Here is a 17,827-nt window from a genome sequence, read left to right as displayed (position 1 = left end):
CGGCTTGCGGCTACCGTGGACGGATGCCCGCGAAGCGACCGCGTCCCAGCGCCGCAGCCGTCCTCCTCACCGCCCTGCCGGAGGAGTACGACGCGGTACGCGCCCATCTGACCGGCGCCGAGGAGATCGTCCACCCCCGGACCGGCACCCGGGCCGAACTCGGCCGGCTCGCGGACACGCGGTGGACCGTGGCCCTCGCGGAGCTGGGCGTGGGCGCCCTGACCGCCGCCGCCCTCACCACACAGCTCGTCGACTGGCTCGGCCCCGAGGCGGTGCTGTTCATCGGGGTCGCGGGCGGCCTGGGGAGCGACGTCGAGATCGGGGACGTCGTGGTCGGCACCAAGGTGTACGCCGTCCACGGCGGCAAGCAGACCCCGGAGGGCTTCCAGGCCCGTCCCGAGGTCTGGCAGGGCTCGCACCGGCTGGTGCAGGCGGCGCGGTGCGCGCTGCGGGACATGCCGGAGATCCGGGGGCACCGCAAGCCGGTCGCGGTCGGCGACGTGGTCCTGGCCGACGACAGGTCGGCCTTCGCCGCCCACGTCCGCCACCACTACAACGACGCCTGCGCGATCGAGATGGAGGGCTCGGGCGCCGCCCACGCGGCCCACCTCGAAGGGCAGTTGGACACCCTGGTGATCCGCGGCATCAGCGACCTCGCCGACGCCGGCAAGCAGCGGGCCGACGCCTCGGGCTCGCAGCGGCTCGCGGCCCGGCGCGCGGCGCTGGTCGCGGTGGAGGTACTGCGCAGACACCGGCCCCGGGAGGTCTCCGGCCGCGAGGACGGTACCGGAGCGCGTTACGGCGGGGACCACATCGACTTCCGCGGCGGGACCTTCCACGGGCCCGTGACCGGCAAGCGCGCCTGCGGACCGGGGCGGGGTCCGTCCGGCTCGCCGGGTCCGTCGGGTCCGTCGGGTCCGTCGGGTCCGTGAAATTACTGGGCGGCCAAGGGCGTTGAGCGCTTCATGACCCGACGACCGGAACCTCGCACACTGTCCGACGAAGCCCTCTGCGACCTGCTGGGACGGCAGCGGTTCGGCACGCTCGCCACCGTCGGGCGCAGTGGCCGCCCCCACCTGACGACCATGGTCTACAGCTGGGATCCCGGGGCCCGTGTCCTGCGGTTCTCGACCACGGCCGACCGGGTCAAGGTCCAGCACCTGCGGCGCGATCCGCGTGCGGCGCTGCATGTGCCGGGCGGCGATGTGTGGTCGTTCGCCGTCGCGGAGGGCGACGCCGAGGTCTCCGGGACCACGACGGTTCCGGGCGACGCGGTCGGACGGGAGCTGCTGGGGATGGTCCCGGACGACGCGAGGCCCGACGACGAGGCCGCGTTCCTGGCCGAACTGGTCGCCGAACGCCGGCTGGTCGTCCGGCTGAAGGTGGACCGGCTGTACGGCACGGTCCTCGACGTCGACGGCTGAACGGACGCCGGTGGTCCTGCCGGCCTCCTCGTGGCGCGGCGGCCCGGCGCCGTCAAGGGATGAACAGGTAAGGACGGCACGGGAATCCGTACGTTCCCACAATCCGTGTTCCTGGCCGAACGGACCGTAGTCAGTTCGGCCGGGCACCCTTACCTTGTCGGCTGTGCGCCGACCCCCAGCTCTGCCGAACCAGCCAGGTCCCCCCTTCAACGCCCCCGCCGCCCGTCAGCTCCGTGCCGCTCTCGGCATGGGGCCCGAGCACGTGGCCCATCATCTGGCGGCTTCGTACGGAATGCCGTACGCCACGCCGGATCTCGTACTCGCCTGGGAACGCGGGGCGTTGATCCCGACGAGCCCCGAACTCACCGCGCTGGCCGGGGTGCTGTGGTGCGCCCCGGGCGATCTGATCGGCCGGCCGCGCACCCTGCGCGAACACCGGATCGCCCGCGGCCTCGCCCCGGAGGACGTGGCACCGGCCGTCGGCCTCGACCTGACGGCCTACCTGTCGATGGAGGAGGACGAGGAGTGGCGCGGCAGCGAGCGCCAGTCCACCGCCCTGGCCGAGGTGCTGCGGCTCTCCCTGCCGGACTTCGTCGCCGTCACGGGCAGGGAGGAGAAGCTGGCGGAGCTGCTGCGCGCCGCGGTCACCACCCGCTGGCAGGCCTATGTGCGCCAGGTGACCAAGGTCGTCCCCCTGGACAAGCGGCTCGTCGAGGACACCGTGCGCGCGCTGCACGAGGAGTACCAGGGCCGGATGACGGCAACGCTGTCATGGGGCGGTTCCCCCGCCGCCGAGCAGGCCCAGCAGCTGGGCGACGCCTTCCTGACCAGGATCGTCGCCCACTTCTGGAGCGCGGCGGAGAGCCGGCAGCCCTGATCCGGGGGCCGCCGGCCGGACCGGGACCGGAGGGCTAGAAGACGGACTCCGCCTCGTCCATCCGGTCCTTCGGGACCGTCTTCAGCTCGGTCACCGCCTCCGCGAGCGGCACCATGACGATGTCCGTGCCGCGCAGCGCGGTCATCCTCCCGAAGTCCCCGCGGTGCGCCGCCTCCACCGCGTGCCATCCGAACCGCGTCGCGAGGACGCGGTCGTACGCGGTCGGCGTGCCGCCCCGCTGGACGTGGCCGAGGATGACCGGCTTGGCCTCCTTGCCGAGCCGCCGCTCCAGCTCGTACGCCAGTGCCGTGCCGATGCCCTGGAAGCGCTCGTGGCCGTACTGGTCGATCTCGCCCTTGCCGTAGTCCATCGTGCCCTCGGCGGGGTGAGCGCCCTCGGCCACGCACACGACGGCGAACTTCTTGCCGCGGGAGAACCGCTCCTCGACCATCTTGACCAGGTCGGCCGGGTCGAAGGGGCGCTCGGGCAGGCAGATGCCGTGCGCGCCCGCCGCCATCCCGGACTCCAGGGCGATCCAGCCCGCGTGCCGGCCCATGACCTCGACGACCATCACCCGCTGGTGGGACTCGGCGGTGGTCTTCAGCCGGTCCATGGCCTCCGTGGCGACGCCCACCGCGGTGTCGAAGCCGAAGGTGCGGTCCGTGGAGGAGATGTCGTTGTCGATGGTCTTCGGGACACCGACGACCGGCAGGCCGGCGTCGGACAGCATGCGGGCCGCCGTCAGCGTGCCCTCGCCGCCGATCGGGATCAGCGCGTCGATGCCGAACTCCGCGACCATGTCGGTGGCCCGGTCGCAGGCCTCGCGCAGGCGGTCCCGCTCCAGTCGCGAGGAGCCCAGGATCGTGCCGCCGAGGGCCAGGATGCCGCCGACGGCGTCCAGGTCGAGGGGGCGGTAGTGGCTGTCGAGCAGACCCCGGAAGCCGTCCTCGAATCCGATGACCTCGTCGTCGTACTGCGCGACAGCCCGGTGTACCACCGATCGGATGACGGCGTTCAGGCCGGGGCAGTCGCCGCCTGCGGTGAGAACTCCGATGCGCATGGTGGTGTGTCTCCTGCTCGCTGTCGTGACCGGTGAGCCGATCCGATTGTTTCATGCCGTTTGGGGGCGATGAAATCTTGACGGGCGCCTTATCCGGCACGGGGGGTACTGTCAAGAGGGATTTTTTCGCCTGAGACGGAACCTTGAGACGGAACCCGAGAAGGAACGGAGTGCACACGTGACGCGCAGCGTGTACGTGACCGGGATCGACCGCGGCGACGGCCGCCAGGTGGTCGAGCTGGGCGTGATGGAGCTGCTGACCCGGCAGGTCGACCGGGTCGGGGTCTTCCGCCCTCTCGTCCACGACGGACCCGATCGCCTGTTCGAGCTGCTGCGTGCGCGGTACCGCCTCTCCCAGGACCCGGCGACCGTCTACGGCATGGACTACCACGAGGCGTCCGCCCTCCAGGCCGAGCGGGGCGCCGACGAACTGCTCTCCACCCTCGTCGACCGCTTCCACCTGGTCGCCCGCGACTACGACGTCGTCCTCGTCCTCGGCACCGACTTCGCCGACACCCAGTTCCCGGACGAGCTGTCCCTCAACGCCCGGCTCGCCAACGAGTTCGGCGCCTCCGTGATCCCGGTGGTCGGCGGCCGCGACCAGAACGCGGAGTCGGTGCTCGCGGAGACCCGCAACGCCTTCCGGGCGTACGACGGGCTCGGCTGCGACGTGCTGGCGATGGTCGCCAACCGGGTCGCCCGCGAGGACCGCGACGAGATAGCCGGGCGAATAGCGGACCGGCTGCCGGTGCCGACCTACGTACTGCCGGACGAACCGGCGCTGTCCGCGCCGACGGTCGCCCAGATCACCCACGCGCTCGGCGCGAAGGTGCTGCTCGGCGACGACTCGGGGCTCGCCCGGGACGCGCTGGACTTCGTCTTCGGCGGGGCGATGCTGCCGAGCTTCCTGCCCGCCCTGACCCCCGGCTGCCTGGTCGTCACCCCGGGCGACCGCGCCGACCTGGTCGTCGGCTCGCTGGCCGCGCACAGCGCCGGCTCCCCGCCGATCGCCGGGGTGCTGCTCACCCTGAACGAGCGGCCCACCGACGAGGTCCTCACCCTCGCGGCCCGGCTCGCCCCGGGCACCCCGGTCCTCTCGGTGGCCGGCAACAGCTTCCCGACCGCCGCCCAGCTGTTCTCCCTGGAGGGCAAGCTGAACGCGGCCACCCCGCGCAAGGCGGAGACCGCGCTCGGCCTGTTCGAGCGGTACGTCGACACCGCGGACCTCAACGGCCGGGTCTCGGCGCCGAGCACCGGCCGGCTCACCCCGATGATGTTCGAGCACAAGCTCCTCGAACAGGCCCGGTCCGACAAGCGCCGGGTCGTCCTGCCGGAGGGCACCGAGACCCGGGTGCTGCACGCGGCGGAGGTGCTGCTGCGCCGCGGGGTGTGCGACCTCACCCTGCTCGGTCCCGTCGACCAGATCCGCAAGAAGGCCGCCGACCTCGGCATCGACCTCGGCGACGCGCAGCTGATCGACCCGGCCACCTCCGAGCTGCGCGACACCTTCGCCGAGCAGTACGCCCTGCTGCGCGCCCACAAGGGCGTGACCGTGGAACTGGCCTACGACGTGGTCTCCGACGTGAACTACTTCGGCACCCTGATGGTGCAGGAGGGGCTCGCGGACGGCATGGTGTCCGGTTCGGTGCACTCGACGGCGGCGACCATCCGGCCCGCGTTCGAGATCATCAAGACCCGGCCCGGTGCGTCGATCGTCTCGTCGGTGTTCTTCATGTGCCTGGCCGACAAGGTGCTGGTGTACGGCGACTGCGCGGTCAACCCGGACCCCGACGCCGAGCAGCTCGCCGACATCGCCATCCAGTCCGCCGCGACCGCCGCCCAGTTCGGCGTGGAGCCGCGGATCGCGATGCTGTCGTACTCGACGGGCACGTCGGGTTCGGGGGCGGACGTGGACAAGGTGCGGGAGGCGACCGGGCTGGCGCGCTCGCGGCGGCCCGACCTGCTGATCGAGGGGCCGATCCAGTACGACGCGGCCGTGGAGCCGAGCGTGGCCGCGACCAAGCTGCCGGGTTCGCAGGTCGCCGGGCAGGCCAGTGTGCTGATCTTCCCGGACCTGAACACCGGCAACAACACCTACAAGGCCGTGCAGCGGTCGGCCGGCGCGATCGCCGTCGGGCCGGTGCTCCAGGGTCTGCGCAAGCCCGTCAACGACCTGTCCCGGGGCGCTCTCGTCCAGGACATCGTCAACACCGTCGCCATCACGGCGATCCAGGCCCAGAACCCGGACCGGAACGCGGACCGGTCCCCGAGCGCGAAGGCGTACCAGCAGTGAGCCCGACCCGTGTCCTCGTCCTCAACTCCGGCTCCTCGTCGGTGAAGTACCAGCTGCTGGACATGCGGGACAGCAGCCGGCTGGCGCTGGGCCTCGTCGAGCGGATCGGCGAGCAGACCTCGCGGCTGAAGCACACCTGCCCGCTCACCGGTGACGTGCGGGAGCAGAACGGTCCGATCGCCGACCACGAGGCCGCCCTGAAGGCGGTGGCCCAGGAGCTGGCGAAGGACGGGCTGGGGCTCGACTCGCCGGAGCTGGCCGCGATCGGGCACCGGGTGGTGCACGGCGGGATGTTCTTCACCGAGCCGACCGTCGTCGACGACGAGGTGCTCGCCGAGATCGAGCGGCTGATCCCGGTCGCCCCGCTGCACAACCCGGCCAACCTCACCGGTATCCGCACCGCGCGGGCGCTGCGCCCGGACCTGCCGCAGGTCGCCGTGTTCGACACCGCGTTCCACACGACGATGCCGGAGTCCGCGGCCCGCTACGCGATCGACCCGAGGATCGCCGACCGACACCGCATCCGCCGCTACGGCTTCCACGGCACCTCGCACGCGTACGTGTCCCGGGAGACCGCGCGGCTGCTGGGCAGGGCGCCGCAGGAGGTGAACGTGATCGTGCTGCACCTCGGCAACGGGGCGTCCGCGTCGGCGGTCGAGGGCGGCCGGTGCGTGGACACCTCCATGGGGCTGACGCCTTTGGAGGGACTCGTCATGGGGACGCGTTCCGGCGATCTGGATCCGGCCGTCATTTTCCATTTGGCGCGCGTTGGCGGAATGTCCATGGACGAGATCGACACTCTTCTCAACAAGAGGAGTGGTTTGTTCGGTCTGTGCGGTGACAACGACATGCGGGAGATCCGTCGCCGGATCGACGAGGGCGACCAGCAGGCGAAGCTGGCCTTCGACATCTACATTCACCGCCTGAAGAAGTACATCGGCGCCTACTACGCGGTTCTCGGCCGGGTGGACGCCGTGGCCTTCACCGCGGGCGTCGGGGAGAACGCGGCACCGGTACGGGAGGCCGCGGTCTCGGGTCTGGCGGGGCTGGGGCTCGCCGTGGACCCGGCGCTGAACGCCGTACGCGCCGACGAGCCGCGGCTCATATCGCCGGCGGCCGCGCGGGTCGCGGTCGCCGTGGTGCCGACCGACGAGGAACTGGAGATCGCCACCCAGACGTACGCGCTGGTCGGCGTCGGTCGGAATTAACAGCTGAGCACATTAGCGCCCATTTGTATCTTCCACCAGACGGAATATTCCGTAGCGAAACAAACCGATAGGATCGCCCCATGCGCCGTTCGAAAATCGTCTGTACTCTCGGCCCCGCGGTCGACACCCACGAGATGCTCGTCTCCATGATCGAGGCCGGCATGAACGTGGCCCGGTTCAATTTCAGCCACGGCTCGCACGCCGAGCACCAGGGGCGGTACGACCGGGTCCGGGCCGCCGCCAAGGAGACCGGCCGGGCCATCGGCGTCCTCGCCGACCTCCAGGGCCCGAAGATCCGTCTGGAGACCTTCGCCGAGGGACCGGTGGAGCTGGAGCGCGGTGACGAGTTCGTCATCACGACCGAGGACGTCCCGGGCGACAAGACCGTCTGCGGTACGACCTACAAGGGCCTGCCGGGCGACGTCTCGCGCGGCGACCAGATCCTCATCAACGACGGCAACGTCGAACTGAAGGTCCTGGACGTCGAGGGCCCGCGGGTGCGGACGATCGTCATCGAGGGCGGTGTCGTCTCCGACCACAAGGGCATCAACCTGCCCGGCGCGGCCGTCAACGTGCCCGCGCTGAGCGACAAGGACATCGAGGACCTGCGGTTCGCGCTGCGGATGGGCTGCGACATGGTCGCGCTGTCCTTCGTGCGGGACGCCAAGGACGTCAACGACGTCCACCGGGTGATGGACGAGGAGGGCCGCCGGGTCCCCGTCATCGCCAAGGTGGAGAAGCCGCAGGCGGTCGACAACATGGAGGGCGTCGTGCTGGCGTTCGACGCCGTGATGGTCGCCCGTGGCGACCTCGCCGTCGAGTACCCGCTCGAGAAGGTCCCCATGGTGCAGAAGCGCCTGATCGAGCTGTGCCGGCGCAACGCCAAGCCGGTGATCGTGGCGACCCAGATGATGGAGTCGATGATCACCAACTCCCGTCCGACCCGCGCCGAGGCCTCCGACGTGGCCAACGCGATCCTGGACGGCGCCGACGCGGTCATGCTGTCCGCCGAGTCGAGCGTGGGCGCCTACCCGGTCGAGACCGTGAAGACGATGTCGAAGATCGTCACGGCGGCCGAGCAGGAGCTGCTGAGCAAGGGCCTCCAGCCGCTGGTGCCGGGCAAGAAGCCGCGCACGCAGGGCGGTTCGGTCGCGCGCGCCGCGTGCGAGATCGCGGACTTCCTCGGCGGCCGGGGCCTGGTGGCCTTCACCCAGTCCGGTGACACCGCCCGCCGGCTGTCGCGCTACCGCGCCCAGCAGCCGATCATCGCCTTCACCACCGACGAGAACACCCGCAACCAGCTCACCCTCAGCTGGGGCGTGGAGTCGCACGTGGTCCCGTTCGTGAACACCACGGACGAGATGGTCGACATGGTCGACCAGGAGATCGCCAAGATCAACCGCTTCAACCCGGGCGACACCGTGATCATCACGGCCGGCTCGCCCCCCGGTGTCCCGGGCACCACCAACATGATCCGCGTGCACCACATCGGCGGCAGCAAGTGACCTGACCGCAAAGGGTCTTGAACGGCGCTGAGGGCGCCCCCCGGGAAGGGGGGCGCCCTCAGGTGTTGCGCGGCTCCCGAACGGGCTCGTGGTGGTGATCAGCCGGTGCCGTCGGTGGTGTAGACGTGCATCCCGGGCACGTGCAGGGTACCGCCGAACTGGGCGGCCTGGACGACCTTCACGTTGGTGAAGTAGATGAGCGGGATGTTCAGCGGCGGCGGGTTGTCCGGCGTGAAGGTGATCGGGATCAGGCCGAAGAGGTTGCCGGAGATGGACTCCGTGTACATCACCGTGTCGCCGTCGCGGATGGTCGACGTCGAACCGGAGGCGGCCTGGACGTGGTACGTCTTGTCCAGGGTGGTGTCCTTCACCGTCTGGTGCAGGTCACCGATGTCGGTGCCGCCGGAGATGACGTACTTCAGCACCTTCTTCTTCTGGCCGCCGGCCGTCTTCACCTCGACGATGCCCTGGTAGTCGGCGCTCTTGAGGAGCAGCGAGCTGGCGCTGAGGTACCAGGGGTCGTCCGCCACCGCGACCTTGTTGTCGACACCGCTCTCGTCGTCGGTGGCGGCCTCGCAGTCGTCGGCCGACGTGGTGGAGCTCGCGGAGGCGCTCGGCGAGGCGCTGGACGTCGCGTCCGCGGCGGCCTCGGTGGCGTCGTCCGCCGCCTCGGTCGCCGTGTCGGTGGCGTCCTTCGCGGTGTCCGTGACCGTCTCGGCGGCCTTGGAGACCGTGTCCTTGACGGTGTCGGAGGCGCTGGTGTCCTTGTCGGACGAGGACGCCGAGTCCGACGACGCGGAGGCCGACGGCGAGGGGGTCGCGCTCGCGGTGGAGTCCGACGAGGACGTGTCCGTCGTGGAACCGCCGCTGAGGATGCCGGTGATGGCGTCCCCGATCGAGTCCAGCAGACCGCTGCCGGTGCTGCTGCTGCTCGCGGAGGCGGACGGCGTCGCACTGGCCGCGCCGTCCGAGCCCGAATCGTCCGAGGACGAGTCCGACGAGGAGGACGACTTCGACGCGGACGGCGTCGGTGTGCTCGTGTCGTCCGAACCCGAGTCCGACGAGGAGGACTTGTCCGACGACGACGTCGAGTCCTTCGCGTCGGCGGACGCGGTGGCGGACGGTGTGGCCGACGCCGTGGAGTCGTCGCTCGCGCTCGCGGAGGGCGAGGCGGACTCCAGCGCGGAGACACAGTCCTTGTAGTCCTCGGCCAGGCTCTTCGACGACGCCGACGACGTGCTGCTGGAGTCGGCGATGGCGAGCGTCGAGGTGAAGCCCATGCCCATGATCACGGCCGTCGGCATCGCGACGGAGGCTATCGCCTTGCCCGCGGGCATGTGGAACCTGGTGAACAGCGGCTTCTTGGGTGCCGCGTGGCGGGGCCCGGATCTCGCACGGGACTCGTCCACATCAGTCCCGTGGGTCGCCTCGTCAGCCGGCACTGTGCCTCCCGTTCGCCCCGTTCGCCGGGCTCGTTCCTGACAGGTCGTTCGAATCGCCCAAGTCCGGCCCCTGGAAGTAGGGGACCTCGTCCGGGGTGTCGTCCCCGGCCGGCGGGACGTCGCCCTCCGGCTGCGGCTGCGGGGGGACGCCGGGCGCCCAGGCCACGGCCATCGCTCCGCCGATCAGCGCGAGCAGGAAGCCCATGACGAAGCCACCGAAGTTGGACACCGGCAGGGACACCAGTGCCAGCAGGATCGCGGCGACTCCCGCGAAGGTGCGGATGTGCCTCTGGTACCAGACGCTGACACCCAGCACGACGAGCAGCACGCCGATGATCAGGGATCCGGCGCCGGCCGTGGTGGCCATCGCCACCGTGAGGCTGCCGATCTGGAGATGCGCGTACGGGAAGTACATGATCGGGAAACCGGCCAGCAGGATGTACAGACCGGCCCAGAACGGCCGTGTGCCCCGCCAGGAGCGGAACTGCAGCCTCCGGCGGGTGAACTGACCGGATGCGGCAGGAGTCTCGGCGCTCATGGAAAACAGCTCCCTGGTGCGGCTTTGCTGTGGTTGCTTCGGTCGGGCGGTGATGGTGCGTTGTACCGCGAGGAAGACCGCAAGTGGAAGTGGGGGGGGCGGGGGTGCCGTCGGCTCCCCCGCCCGTCACGGGGTGCTTAGTAGCACTCCGCTCCCGACGTCGAGATCGACATGTGCAGACCGCTCAGCTTGAAGGTTCCGGCAGTGGTGGCCCACGCCGTCTGCTTCACGCCGGACAGCGAGGCGTGGTCGGCCTCCTGGGCGAACCCGTAGGGGTTCGTCTGCTGCTTGGTGACCTCGTCCGACTTGACGCCGGGACCCTTGGTCGAGTCCTTGGCGGCGACACCGATGTTGATGTTGGTGAACGTCGCGTCGGCGCTGAGGTCGTCGAGGTCGATGTACAGCTTGCTGGCCTCGACCGGCTTGCTGCTGTCGGTGCCGGCCTTCAGGATCAGGCTGACGTTCCCGAAGATCGGGACGTTCGGCGTGACCACGGACTGGCACAGGTTCGTGATCGTCGCCGTGTTGAACGCCGAGACCGCGACCGGGTGGATCGTGCTCTTACCCGCGAGGGTGTAGCCCGAGTCGACCGCGCCGTACTGGACGAAGCCGTCGCCCTCGAGCTGGTCCGCCGTGACCTTGAACTGCTGGCCCGACACGCTGAACGACGCGGCGAGAGCGCCCTGCGCGAGGGCGACACCTATACACGCCGTGGCGGCGACGCTGGGCACCATGACCACAGCGAACCGCTTCCATCTGGTCCCGCCACGCACCTGGGACTCCATATTTCCTCCTTCTCGGACGTACATCTCCTGGCCCGGACTCGCCCCCAACGGCGGCTCAGCCGGGCAGGGATGGGAGAAGTGCTACGTCCTCGGAAGGGGAGCGCCCGCACTCGGAGGCGCGAACCGCACCTCGATCACCGGCGATCACCCCCGAGCGACAACCACTGGTCGCGCCTGACACGCATCACGCACAACCTTGCTGGACAGGCTTCGCCTCAGGGCGAAGACCCCCCTGCCCAAGAGCCGGCGTCACTGCCGCCGACTCTGCTCGGTGGGGACCCAGATGAACCCGCGCACCCGACCGGCTGTCGGGGTACGGGATTGGACCGAGCGTCGCCGATCGTGGTGCATTCTCGCCGCCCGCACAAGGGGCTTCGTTACTCGGTAGTAACGGGCGGATAACCGATGGACGACCCACCGGTCTCGAAGTACGACTCTGGGTGGCATCGAAGGGGAGAACAAAGATATTGATCCCCGGACGGAATCAGACAGATCCACGTCCCTGATTTACTGCGAGTAACAGCGGCCGCGATTACCAAGATTTGGTAAAGAGCGGCCGCTGTGACACCTCGTCGGCAAATCTTTCACTGCGGCATCACAGGAAGTGACGTTTAGCGACTGGTCAGCACCGTGTTCAGAACAGCGCCCGCGCCAGCGCCCGGCGCGCTCCCACGACCCGCGGGTCGTCGGTGCCGACGACCTCGAAGAGTTCGAGGAGCCGCCGCCGTACGGCGTCCCGGTCGTCGCCGGCCGTCCGCTGCACGGTCTCGATCAACCGCCCGAAGGCGTCCTCCACATGACCGCCCACCAGATCCAGGTCGGCGGCCGCGATCTGCGCCTCGGCGTCGGCGGGCTTCTCGGCCGCCTCCCCGCGCACCCGCTGCGGGTCCAGGCCCTGCACCCGCTGGAGCAACTCGGCCTGCGCGAGGCCCAGTTTCGCCTCGCTGTTGGCGGGGTCGTCGCTCAGCACGTTCTGGTACGCCTGCACCGCACCGGCCAGGTCGCCCGCGTCCAGCGCCTGGACGGCGGCCTCCAGGAGCGCGTCGTAGGGCCCCTCCTGCTCTTCGGGTTCGGGCCGTTCACCCGGCTCGGCGTCGGGGTCGACGACCAGACCGGTCAGGCCGAACCGCTGCTCGGCGACCTGCACCAGCTGGTCCAGCGTCCCCCGGATCTGGTCCTCGCCGGCCGCGCCCTGGAAGAGCGGCAGCGCCTGTCCCGCGACGACCGCGAAGACGGCCGGGATCCCCTGGACCCCGAACTGCTGCATCAGCATCTGGTTGGCGTCGACGTCGATCTTGGCCAGCAGGATGCGGCCGCCGTACTCGATGGTGAGCCGCTCCAGGACCGGGCTCAGCTGCTTGCAGGGCTGACACCACTCGGCCCAGAAGTCGATGACGACGGGGACTTCGGCGGACCGTTGCAGGACTTCGCGCTCGAAGCCCGCTTCGTCGACGTCGATGACCAGGTCGGCCGGGGACACCGCGCCGGCACCACCCTGCCGGGCCGATTCGGCGCGCGCCTGCTCGGCCTTGGTCTTGGCCTCCTGGGCCGCCTTCACCGCGGCGAGGTCGACGACCCCGCTCATGGACATGTTCCGTGGCTGCATGCGTCTATCCTCCCTCGTTCCGGCGCGCAAGTGAAAAGCGATGTGAAAGCCGGGTCCGACGCGGGTCTCCGGGGCGCCGGGTCCCCACCCGCGCCCGCGCACTCCTCGCCCGTCCGGCCGGCCACACGTTTTCGCTACGACTCGTAGCGTAATGCCATCGGGGGGCCGCGCGACACCGCATTCCGGTGATCTCCCTCACGGCGTCGCATGAACCGCCGGTTATGGTCGTGGGATGCAGAGCCGCACCCCCGCCAGCCGTACCGGCCGTCCGCGCAGCGCCGCCGCGGACGCGGCGATCCTGGCCGCGACGCGGCAGGCGCTGGTCGAACTGGGCTGGTCCAAGCTGACGCTGGGGGACGTGGCGACCCGGGCCGGGGTCGCCAAGACGACGCTCTACCGCCGCTGGGCGGGCAAGAGCGAACTGGTCGTCGACGCGGTCGCGGAGCTCTTCGACGAACTCGAACTCCCCGACCGCGGCAGCCTCGCCGGCGACATCGAGGGCGTGGTGCTCCAGTTCGCGGCGATCCTGGACCGCCCCGAGGCCAAGAGCGGGCTGATGGCGGCGGTCGCCGAGTCCACCCGCGACGAGGCGCTGCGCGAGCGGATCCGCGCGTCCGTCGTCGACCGCCAGAAGCGGCTCGTCCTGGAGGGCCGCGCCCGCGCGCAGTGCCGCGGCGAACTCCCCGCGGAATCCGACCCCGAGGAGGCCGCCCGCACCGCCGACCTCATCTTCGACATGGTCGCGGGCGCCGTGGTCCACCGCACCCTGATGAGCGGCAAGCCCGCGGACGCCGCGTGGGTGCGCACCTTCACCCAGGTCCTGCTCCAGGGCCTGACCGCCCAGCAGGCCGGGGACCCGGGTTCCTGCGGCACGGGTTCCGGGGGCGCGGGCCCCGGCGGCACAGGTTCCGGCGGCAAGGGTTCCGGGCACACGGGTTCCGGGGGCACGGATCCCGGGGGCACAGGTCCCGAGGGCACGGGTTCCGGGGGCGCGGGCCCCGGCGGCACAGGTTCCGGCGGCACGGCGGGCTGAGCCCCGCTCCCTCTTCTCCCGGCGGGCGGCGGCTAGAAGCCGGCCGGCTCCGTGTACACCCCCCACTCGTCGCGCAGCACCCCGCAGATCTCGCCCAGGGTCGCCTCGGCCCGTACCGCCTCCAGCATCGGTGCGATCATGTTGGCCCCGCCGCGCGCGGCGGCCAGCATCGCGTCCAGCGCCGCCCGCACCGCCGGCTCGTCGCGCGCCGCCTTGCGCTCCCCGAGGACGCGCACCTGCTCCCGCTCCACCTCGTGCGAGACCCGCAGGATCTCCAGGTCCCCGGTCACCGAACCGGTGTGCGCGTTCACCCCGACGACCTGCTTCTCGCCCTTCTCCAGCGCCCGCTGGTACCGGAACGCGGACTCGGCGATCTCCCCGGTGAACCAGCCGTCCTCGATGCCCCGCAGGATGCCGGACGTGATCGGCCCGATCGGGTGCCGTCCGTCCGGGTGGGCGCGCAGCCCCCGCTCCCTGATCTGCTCGAAGACCTTCTCGGCGTCGGCCTCGATCCGGTCGGTGAGCTGCTCGACGTACCAGGAACCGCCCAGCGGATCGGCCACGTTGGCGACCCCGGTCTCCTCCATCAGCACCTGCTGGGTGCGCAGCGCGATCTCGGCGGCCTGCTCGCTCGGCAGCGCCAGCGTCTCGTCGAGGGCGTTGGTGTGCAGCGAGTTGGTCCCGCCGAGCACGGCCGCGAGCGCCTCCACCGCCGTACGGACCACGTTGTTGTACGGCTGCTGCGCGGTCAGCGAGACCCCCGCGGTCTGGGTGTGGAAGCGCAGCCACTGGGCCTTCTCGGAGCGCGCCCCGTACACGTCCCGCATCCACCGCGCCCAGATCCGGCGGGCCGCGCGGAACTTGGCGATCTCCTCGAAGAAGTCGACGTGGGCGTCGAAGAAGAAGGAGAGGCCGGGAGCGAAGACGTCGACGTCGAGGCCGCGGCTGAGGCCCAGTTCGACGTACCCGAAGCCGTCCGCGAGCGTGTACGCCAGCTCCTGCGCGGCCGTCGCCCCGGCCTCCCGGATGTGGTAGCCGGAGACGGACAGCGGCTTGTACGCGGGGATGCCGGCGGCGCAGTACTCCATCAGGTCGCCGATCAGCCTCAGGTGCGGCTCGGGCTGGAAGAGCCACTCCTTCTGGGCGATGTACTCCTTGAAGATGTCGGTCTGGAGGGTGCCGTTGAGCACGGCGGGGTCCACGCCCTGGCGCTCGGCCGCGACGAGGTACATGCAGAAGACCGGCACCGCGGGACCGCTGATCGTCATCGAGGTGGTGACGTCGCCCAGCGGGATGTCCTTGAACAGGACCTCCATGTCGGCGGCGGAGTCGACGGCGACGCCGCAGTGCCCGACCTCGCCGAGCGAGCGCGGCTCGTCGGAGTCGCGGCCCATGAGGGTCGGCATGTCGAAGGCCACGGACAGACCGCCGCCCCCGTTGCCGAGGATCATCTTGTAGCGCTCGTTGGTCTGCTCCGCGTTGCCGAACCCGGCGAACTGCCGGATGGTCCAGGTCCGCCCGCGGTAGCCGGTGGGGTACAGCCCGCGGGTGAAGGGGTACTCACCCGGCCAGCCGATCCGCTCGAATCCCTCGTACGTGTCCCCGCTCCGGGGTCCGTACACCGGCTCCACGGGATCCCCGGAGAGCGTGGTGAAGTCGGCGTCCCGGGTGCGGGCCGCGTCGTAGCGGGCCTGCCAGCGACGGCGGCCCTCCTCGATGGCGTCAGCGTCCATACCCCCGAATTTACTAGGACGTCCAAGTAAATGTCGATGGAGAACCGCCGCACGGGTGTCCGTACGGCGGCCGGGCCCGGTTCTAGGCCTTGGCGACGACGGGAGCGGCCCCGGTCACCTTGCCGTCGAGCTCCCGGCTGATCCTGCGCTCCACGAAGAAGGCGGCCGTCGGGATCGTCCCCGCCAGCAGCACCCACAGCTGCTTGCCGACCGGCCACTTCGCCTTGGAGCCCAGGTCGAAGGCGAAGACCAGGTAGACGACGTAGAGCCAGCCGTGCGCGATGGCGACGACCCGCGTGACGTCGGCCGCACCGTCGATGTCCAGCCCGTACTTGGCGATCATGCTCAGGCACAGCAGCACCAGCAGCACACCGGTGACATAGGCCAGGACGCGGTAGCGGGTCAGCACGCTCTTTTTCATGGGGACGAGCGTAACCACCCGTTCCGGGAGATCTTGCCCCGGGTCACTCCTCGTCGAAGTCGTGTGCCGAGACCCGCAGCGGCCGCAGCATGGCGAAGATCTCCGCGCACTCCTCGGCGTCGTAGGCGCCCAGGCCGAAGTCCATCGCCATCAGGTCGCGGGTGGCGGACTCGACGACCTCGCGGCCCTTCCCGGTGATCGTGGCGAGCGTGCCGCGCCCGTCGTTGGGGTTGGGCCGCTTGTCGACCAGCCCGGACCTCACCAGCCGGTCGACGGTGTTCGTCACGGACGTCGGGTGCACCATCAGACGCTCGCCGATCTTCGACATCGCCAGCTCACCGGCCTTGGAGAAGGTGAGCAGCACCAGCGCCTCGTAGCGCGCGAACGTCAGCCCGTACGGTTTGACCACCGCGTCGACCTCGGCCAGCAGGATCTGCTGCGCCCTCATGATCGAGGTGATCGCGGCCATCGACGGGACGTTTCCCCAGCGCCGCTTCCAGAGGTCGTCGGCACGGGCGATGGGGTCGAAGGGAAGACTGAGAGGCTTGGGCACGCCATCGACCCTACCGGCCGGTTACATATCGGTCAGCCGCGTCTCGGCTTTCGGTCGGCGCGGCTGCGGCGCCCACGGCCCCGCCCGCCGGGCGGCCACCGCCAGGGCGCAGCAGCACACCGCCCCCACCACCCCGGCCCCCGCCACGGCGGCCCGCACCCCGGCCACCTCCGCCACCGCCCCGGCCAGCGTCATGCCGACGCCCTGCACGGTCATCAGCCCCGCGCTCAGCACGGTCATCGCCCGGCCGCGCAGTTCCTCCGGCACGCCCCGCACGAACCACTGGTCCAGTCCCAGCGTGTACGCCGACCCGGCCCCCGCCACCAGCAGGAGCAGCAGCGACACCGCCAGCGACGGGTGCAGGGCGTAGCCCAGGTACGGCAGCAGGGTGAGGCAGACCAGCGGGAGGGCGATCCGCTCCCGGGCGGCCGGGCCGAGCCGCGCCCCCGCGAACAGCTCGCCGGCCACCGTGCCGACCGGCAGCGCGCACATCAGCAGGCCGAGCCCGGGGGAACCGGCGCCGAGCACGTCGGCGTAGGGGGCCGCGAGGGCCTCGGGGACGACGGCGAACATCGACGGGACCCAGAAGAGCAGGAGCAGCAGGCGGAGCCGGCGGTCGGCCAGGAGCCGGCGGGTGCCGGCCCGCTCCCGGGCCCGGCCGCCCCGCGCCGGACGGTGCCGGGTGCCCAGGCGCAGCAGCAGCGCCGAGGCGAGGAAGGTGGCGACGGTGATCAGCAGGGCGTGACGCGGGGTGAGGACGGTGAGCAGCAGTCCGCCGAGGCCGTAGCCGACGAGCAGCGCGCTCTGGGCGACGATCCGCAGCAGGGAGCGGCCCAGCACGAACAGGTCGCCGCCGCCGAGGACGTCGGAGAGGGTCGCCATCCGGGTGCCGGCGAACACCGGCGAGACGACGGCGAGCGCGCAGCGCAGCGCGAGCAGCACCCCGATCCCGGTGCCGGGCACCGCCATCGCGGCCACGCACGCCGCGCACACCAGGTCGCACACCACCAGCACCCGCCGGGCGGGGTGGCGGTCGCCGACCCCGGCCAGCAGGGTGCCGCCGACCAGGTACGGCAGGAAGCCGAGCGCGAAGGTCAGCGCGCTGAGCAGCGGCGACCCCGTGAGGTCGTACACCAGCACGGTCAGGGCGATCTCGCTGACGATCACGCCGAGCATGGACAGGACGTGGGCGGCGAAGACGGCGCGGAACTCGGGAACGGCGAGGACACGGCCGTAGCCGGCGGGTTTCTCCAGAACGGGCGCGGACATGGACCGCAGCGTGCCCGGGCCGCGGCCGGTCGCTTAGAGTTTCGGCACCAGCCGAATCTTCCCCCTTCCTCCCCAGGTCC

Annotated in this window: 15 protein-coding genes and 1 pseudogene; 7 read left to right on the top strand and 9 right to left on the bottom strand. The window is 70.9% G+C overall.

Going from position 1 to position 17,827, the window contains the following annotated elements; all coding sequences use genetic code 11:
* Positions 1 to 23 precede the first annotated feature (23 nt).
* The 3 genes from ACZ619_RS18010 (at position 24) to ACZ619_RS18000 (ending at position 2,301) form a co-directional block, all read left to right on the top strand.
* Positions 24 to 932 carry a 5'-methylthioadenosine/S-adenosylhomocysteine nucleosidase family protein gene (locus tag ACZ619_RS18010; protein WP_469599659.1) on the top strand — a complete coding sequence of 303 codons (909 nt, stop codon included), beginning with the start codon at positions 24 to 26 and terminating at the stop codon, positions 930 to 932.
* Between the two features lie 33 nt (positions 933 to 965).
* Positions 966 to 1,424: a TIGR03618 family F420-dependent PPOX class oxidoreductase gene (locus ACZ619_RS18005; RefSeq protein ID WP_469599657.1), complete on the top strand. Its 459-nt coding sequence runs from the start codon at positions 966 to 968 to the stop codon at positions 1,422 to 1,424.
* Positions 1,425 to 1,587: 163 nt separating this feature from the next.
* Positions 1,588 to 2,301, top strand: a complete 714-nt coding sequence (locus ACZ619_RS18000) for an XRE family transcriptional regulator (RefSeq protein ID WP_469599655.1) — start codon at positions 1,588 to 1,590, stop codon at positions 2,299 to 2,301.
* A 34-nt stretch (positions 2,302 to 2,335) separates the two neighbouring features.
* On the opposite strand, the gene ACZ619_RS17995 is transcribed toward ACZ619_RS18000, so the two are convergent.
* Positions 2,336 to 3,361 (bottom strand): ATP-dependent 6-phosphofructokinase, encoded by a 1,026-nt coding sequence (locus ACZ619_RS17995; protein ID WP_469599653.1) that lies wholly within the window; start codon positions 3,359 to 3,361, stop codon positions 2,336 to 2,338.
* 178 nt (positions 3,362 to 3,539) lie between these two features.
* Here ACZ619_RS17995 and pta point away from each other — a divergent pair, with 178 nt between their 5' ends.
* The 3 genes from pta (at position 3,540) to pyk (ending at position 8,367) form a co-directional block, all read left to right on the top strand.
* Complete coding sequence (gene pta, locus ACZ619_RS17990) at positions 3,540 to 5,654, top strand: phosphate acetyltransferase (RefSeq protein WP_469599651.1); 2,115 nt, start codon at positions 3,540 to 3,542, stop codon at positions 5,652 to 5,654.
* Positions 5,651 to 6,862: an acetate kinase gene (locus tag ACZ619_RS17985; protein ID WP_469599649.1), complete on the top strand. Its 1,212-nt coding sequence runs from the start codon at positions 5,651 to 5,653 to the stop codon at positions 6,860 to 6,862. Before pta ends, ACZ619_RS17985 begins: the two co-directional genes overlap by 4 nt.
* An 80-nt stretch (positions 6,863 to 6,942) precedes the next feature.
* Positions 6,943 to 8,367 carry a pyruvate kinase gene (gene pyk / locus ACZ619_RS17980; protein ID WP_469599647.1) on the top strand — a complete coding sequence of 475 codons (1,425 nt, stop codon included), beginning with the start codon at positions 6,943 to 6,945 and terminating at the stop codon, positions 8,365 to 8,367.
* A 98-nt stretch (positions 8,368 to 8,465) separates the two neighbouring features.
* Here pyk and ACZ619_RS17975 read toward each other — a convergent pair whose 3' ends face one another.
* The 4 genes from ACZ619_RS17975 to ACZ619_RS17960 all read right to left on the bottom strand — a co-directional run bounded on the left by ACZ619_RS17975 (position 8,466) and on the right by ACZ619_RS17960 (position 12,738).
* Complete coding sequence (locus ACZ619_RS17975) at positions 8,466 to 9,809, bottom strand: hypothetical protein (RefSeq protein WP_469599645.1); 1,344 nt, start codon at positions 9,807 to 9,809, stop codon at positions 8,466 to 8,468.
* Positions 9,799 to 10,347 carry a DUF6114 domain-containing protein gene (locus tag ACZ619_RS17970; protein WP_469599644.1) on the bottom strand — a complete coding sequence of 183 codons (549 nt, stop codon included), beginning with the start codon at positions 10,345 to 10,347 and terminating at the stop codon, positions 9,799 to 9,801. The genes ACZ619_RS17975 and ACZ619_RS17970 overlap by 11 nt, the downstream gene beginning before the upstream one ends.
* A 137-nt stretch (positions 10,348 to 10,484) precedes the next feature.
* On the bottom strand, positions 10,485 to 11,132 hold the full coding sequence (locus ACZ619_RS17965; protein WP_469599642.1) for a DUF6230 family protein: 648 nt from the start codon (positions 11,130 to 11,132) through the stop codon (positions 10,485 to 10,487).
* Between the two features lie 634 nt (positions 11,133 to 11,766).
* Positions 11,767 to 12,738, bottom strand: coding sequence for a tetratricopeptide repeat protein (locus ACZ619_RS17960; RefSeq protein ID WP_469599640.1), 972 nt, complete (start codon positions 12,736 to 12,738; stop codon positions 11,767 to 11,769).
* Between the two features lie 232 nt (positions 12,739 to 12,970).
* Between ACZ619_RS17960 and ACZ619_RS17955 the strand changes: the two are divergent.
* Positions 12,971 to 13,600, top strand: a pseudogene (locus ACZ619_RS17955) (TetR/AcrR family transcriptional regulator); the annotation flags it as partial.
* A 203-nt stretch (positions 13,601 to 13,803) separates the two neighbouring features.
* On the opposite strand, the gene ACZ619_RS17950 reads toward ACZ619_RS17955, so the two are convergent.
* The 4 genes from ACZ619_RS17950 to ACZ619_RS17935 form a co-directional block, all read right to left on the bottom strand.
* A complete protein-coding gene (locus ACZ619_RS17950; RefSeq protein ID WP_469599638.1) occupies positions 13,804 to 15,504 on the bottom strand; it encodes an acyl-CoA mutase large subunit family protein in 1,701 nt (566 codons plus the stop codon).
* Between the two features lie 82 nt (positions 15,505 to 15,586).
* Entirely contained in the window at positions 15,587 to 15,925 is a 339-nt protein-coding gene (locus tag ACZ619_RS17945) for a DUF3817 domain-containing protein (RefSeq protein WP_469599636.1), read from the bottom strand.
* Positions 15,926 to 15,968: 43 nt separating this feature from the next.
* On the bottom strand, positions 15,969 to 16,478 hold the full coding sequence (locus ACZ619_RS17940) for a MarR family winged helix-turn-helix transcriptional regulator (RefSeq protein WP_469599634.1): 510 nt from the start codon (positions 16,476 to 16,478) through the stop codon (positions 15,969 to 15,971).
* Between the two features lie 21 nt (positions 16,479 to 16,499).
* Complete coding sequence (locus tag ACZ619_RS17935; protein WP_469599632.1) at positions 16,500 to 17,747, bottom strand: MFS transporter; 1,248 nt, start codon at positions 17,745 to 17,747, stop codon at positions 16,500 to 16,502.
* Between the last annotated feature and the right edge of the window lie 80 nt (positions 17,748 to 17,827).

The organism is Streptomyces sp. NPDC104367 (assembly GCF_055583825.1).
This window is presented reverse-complemented; position numbering and strand designations above follow the sequence as displayed.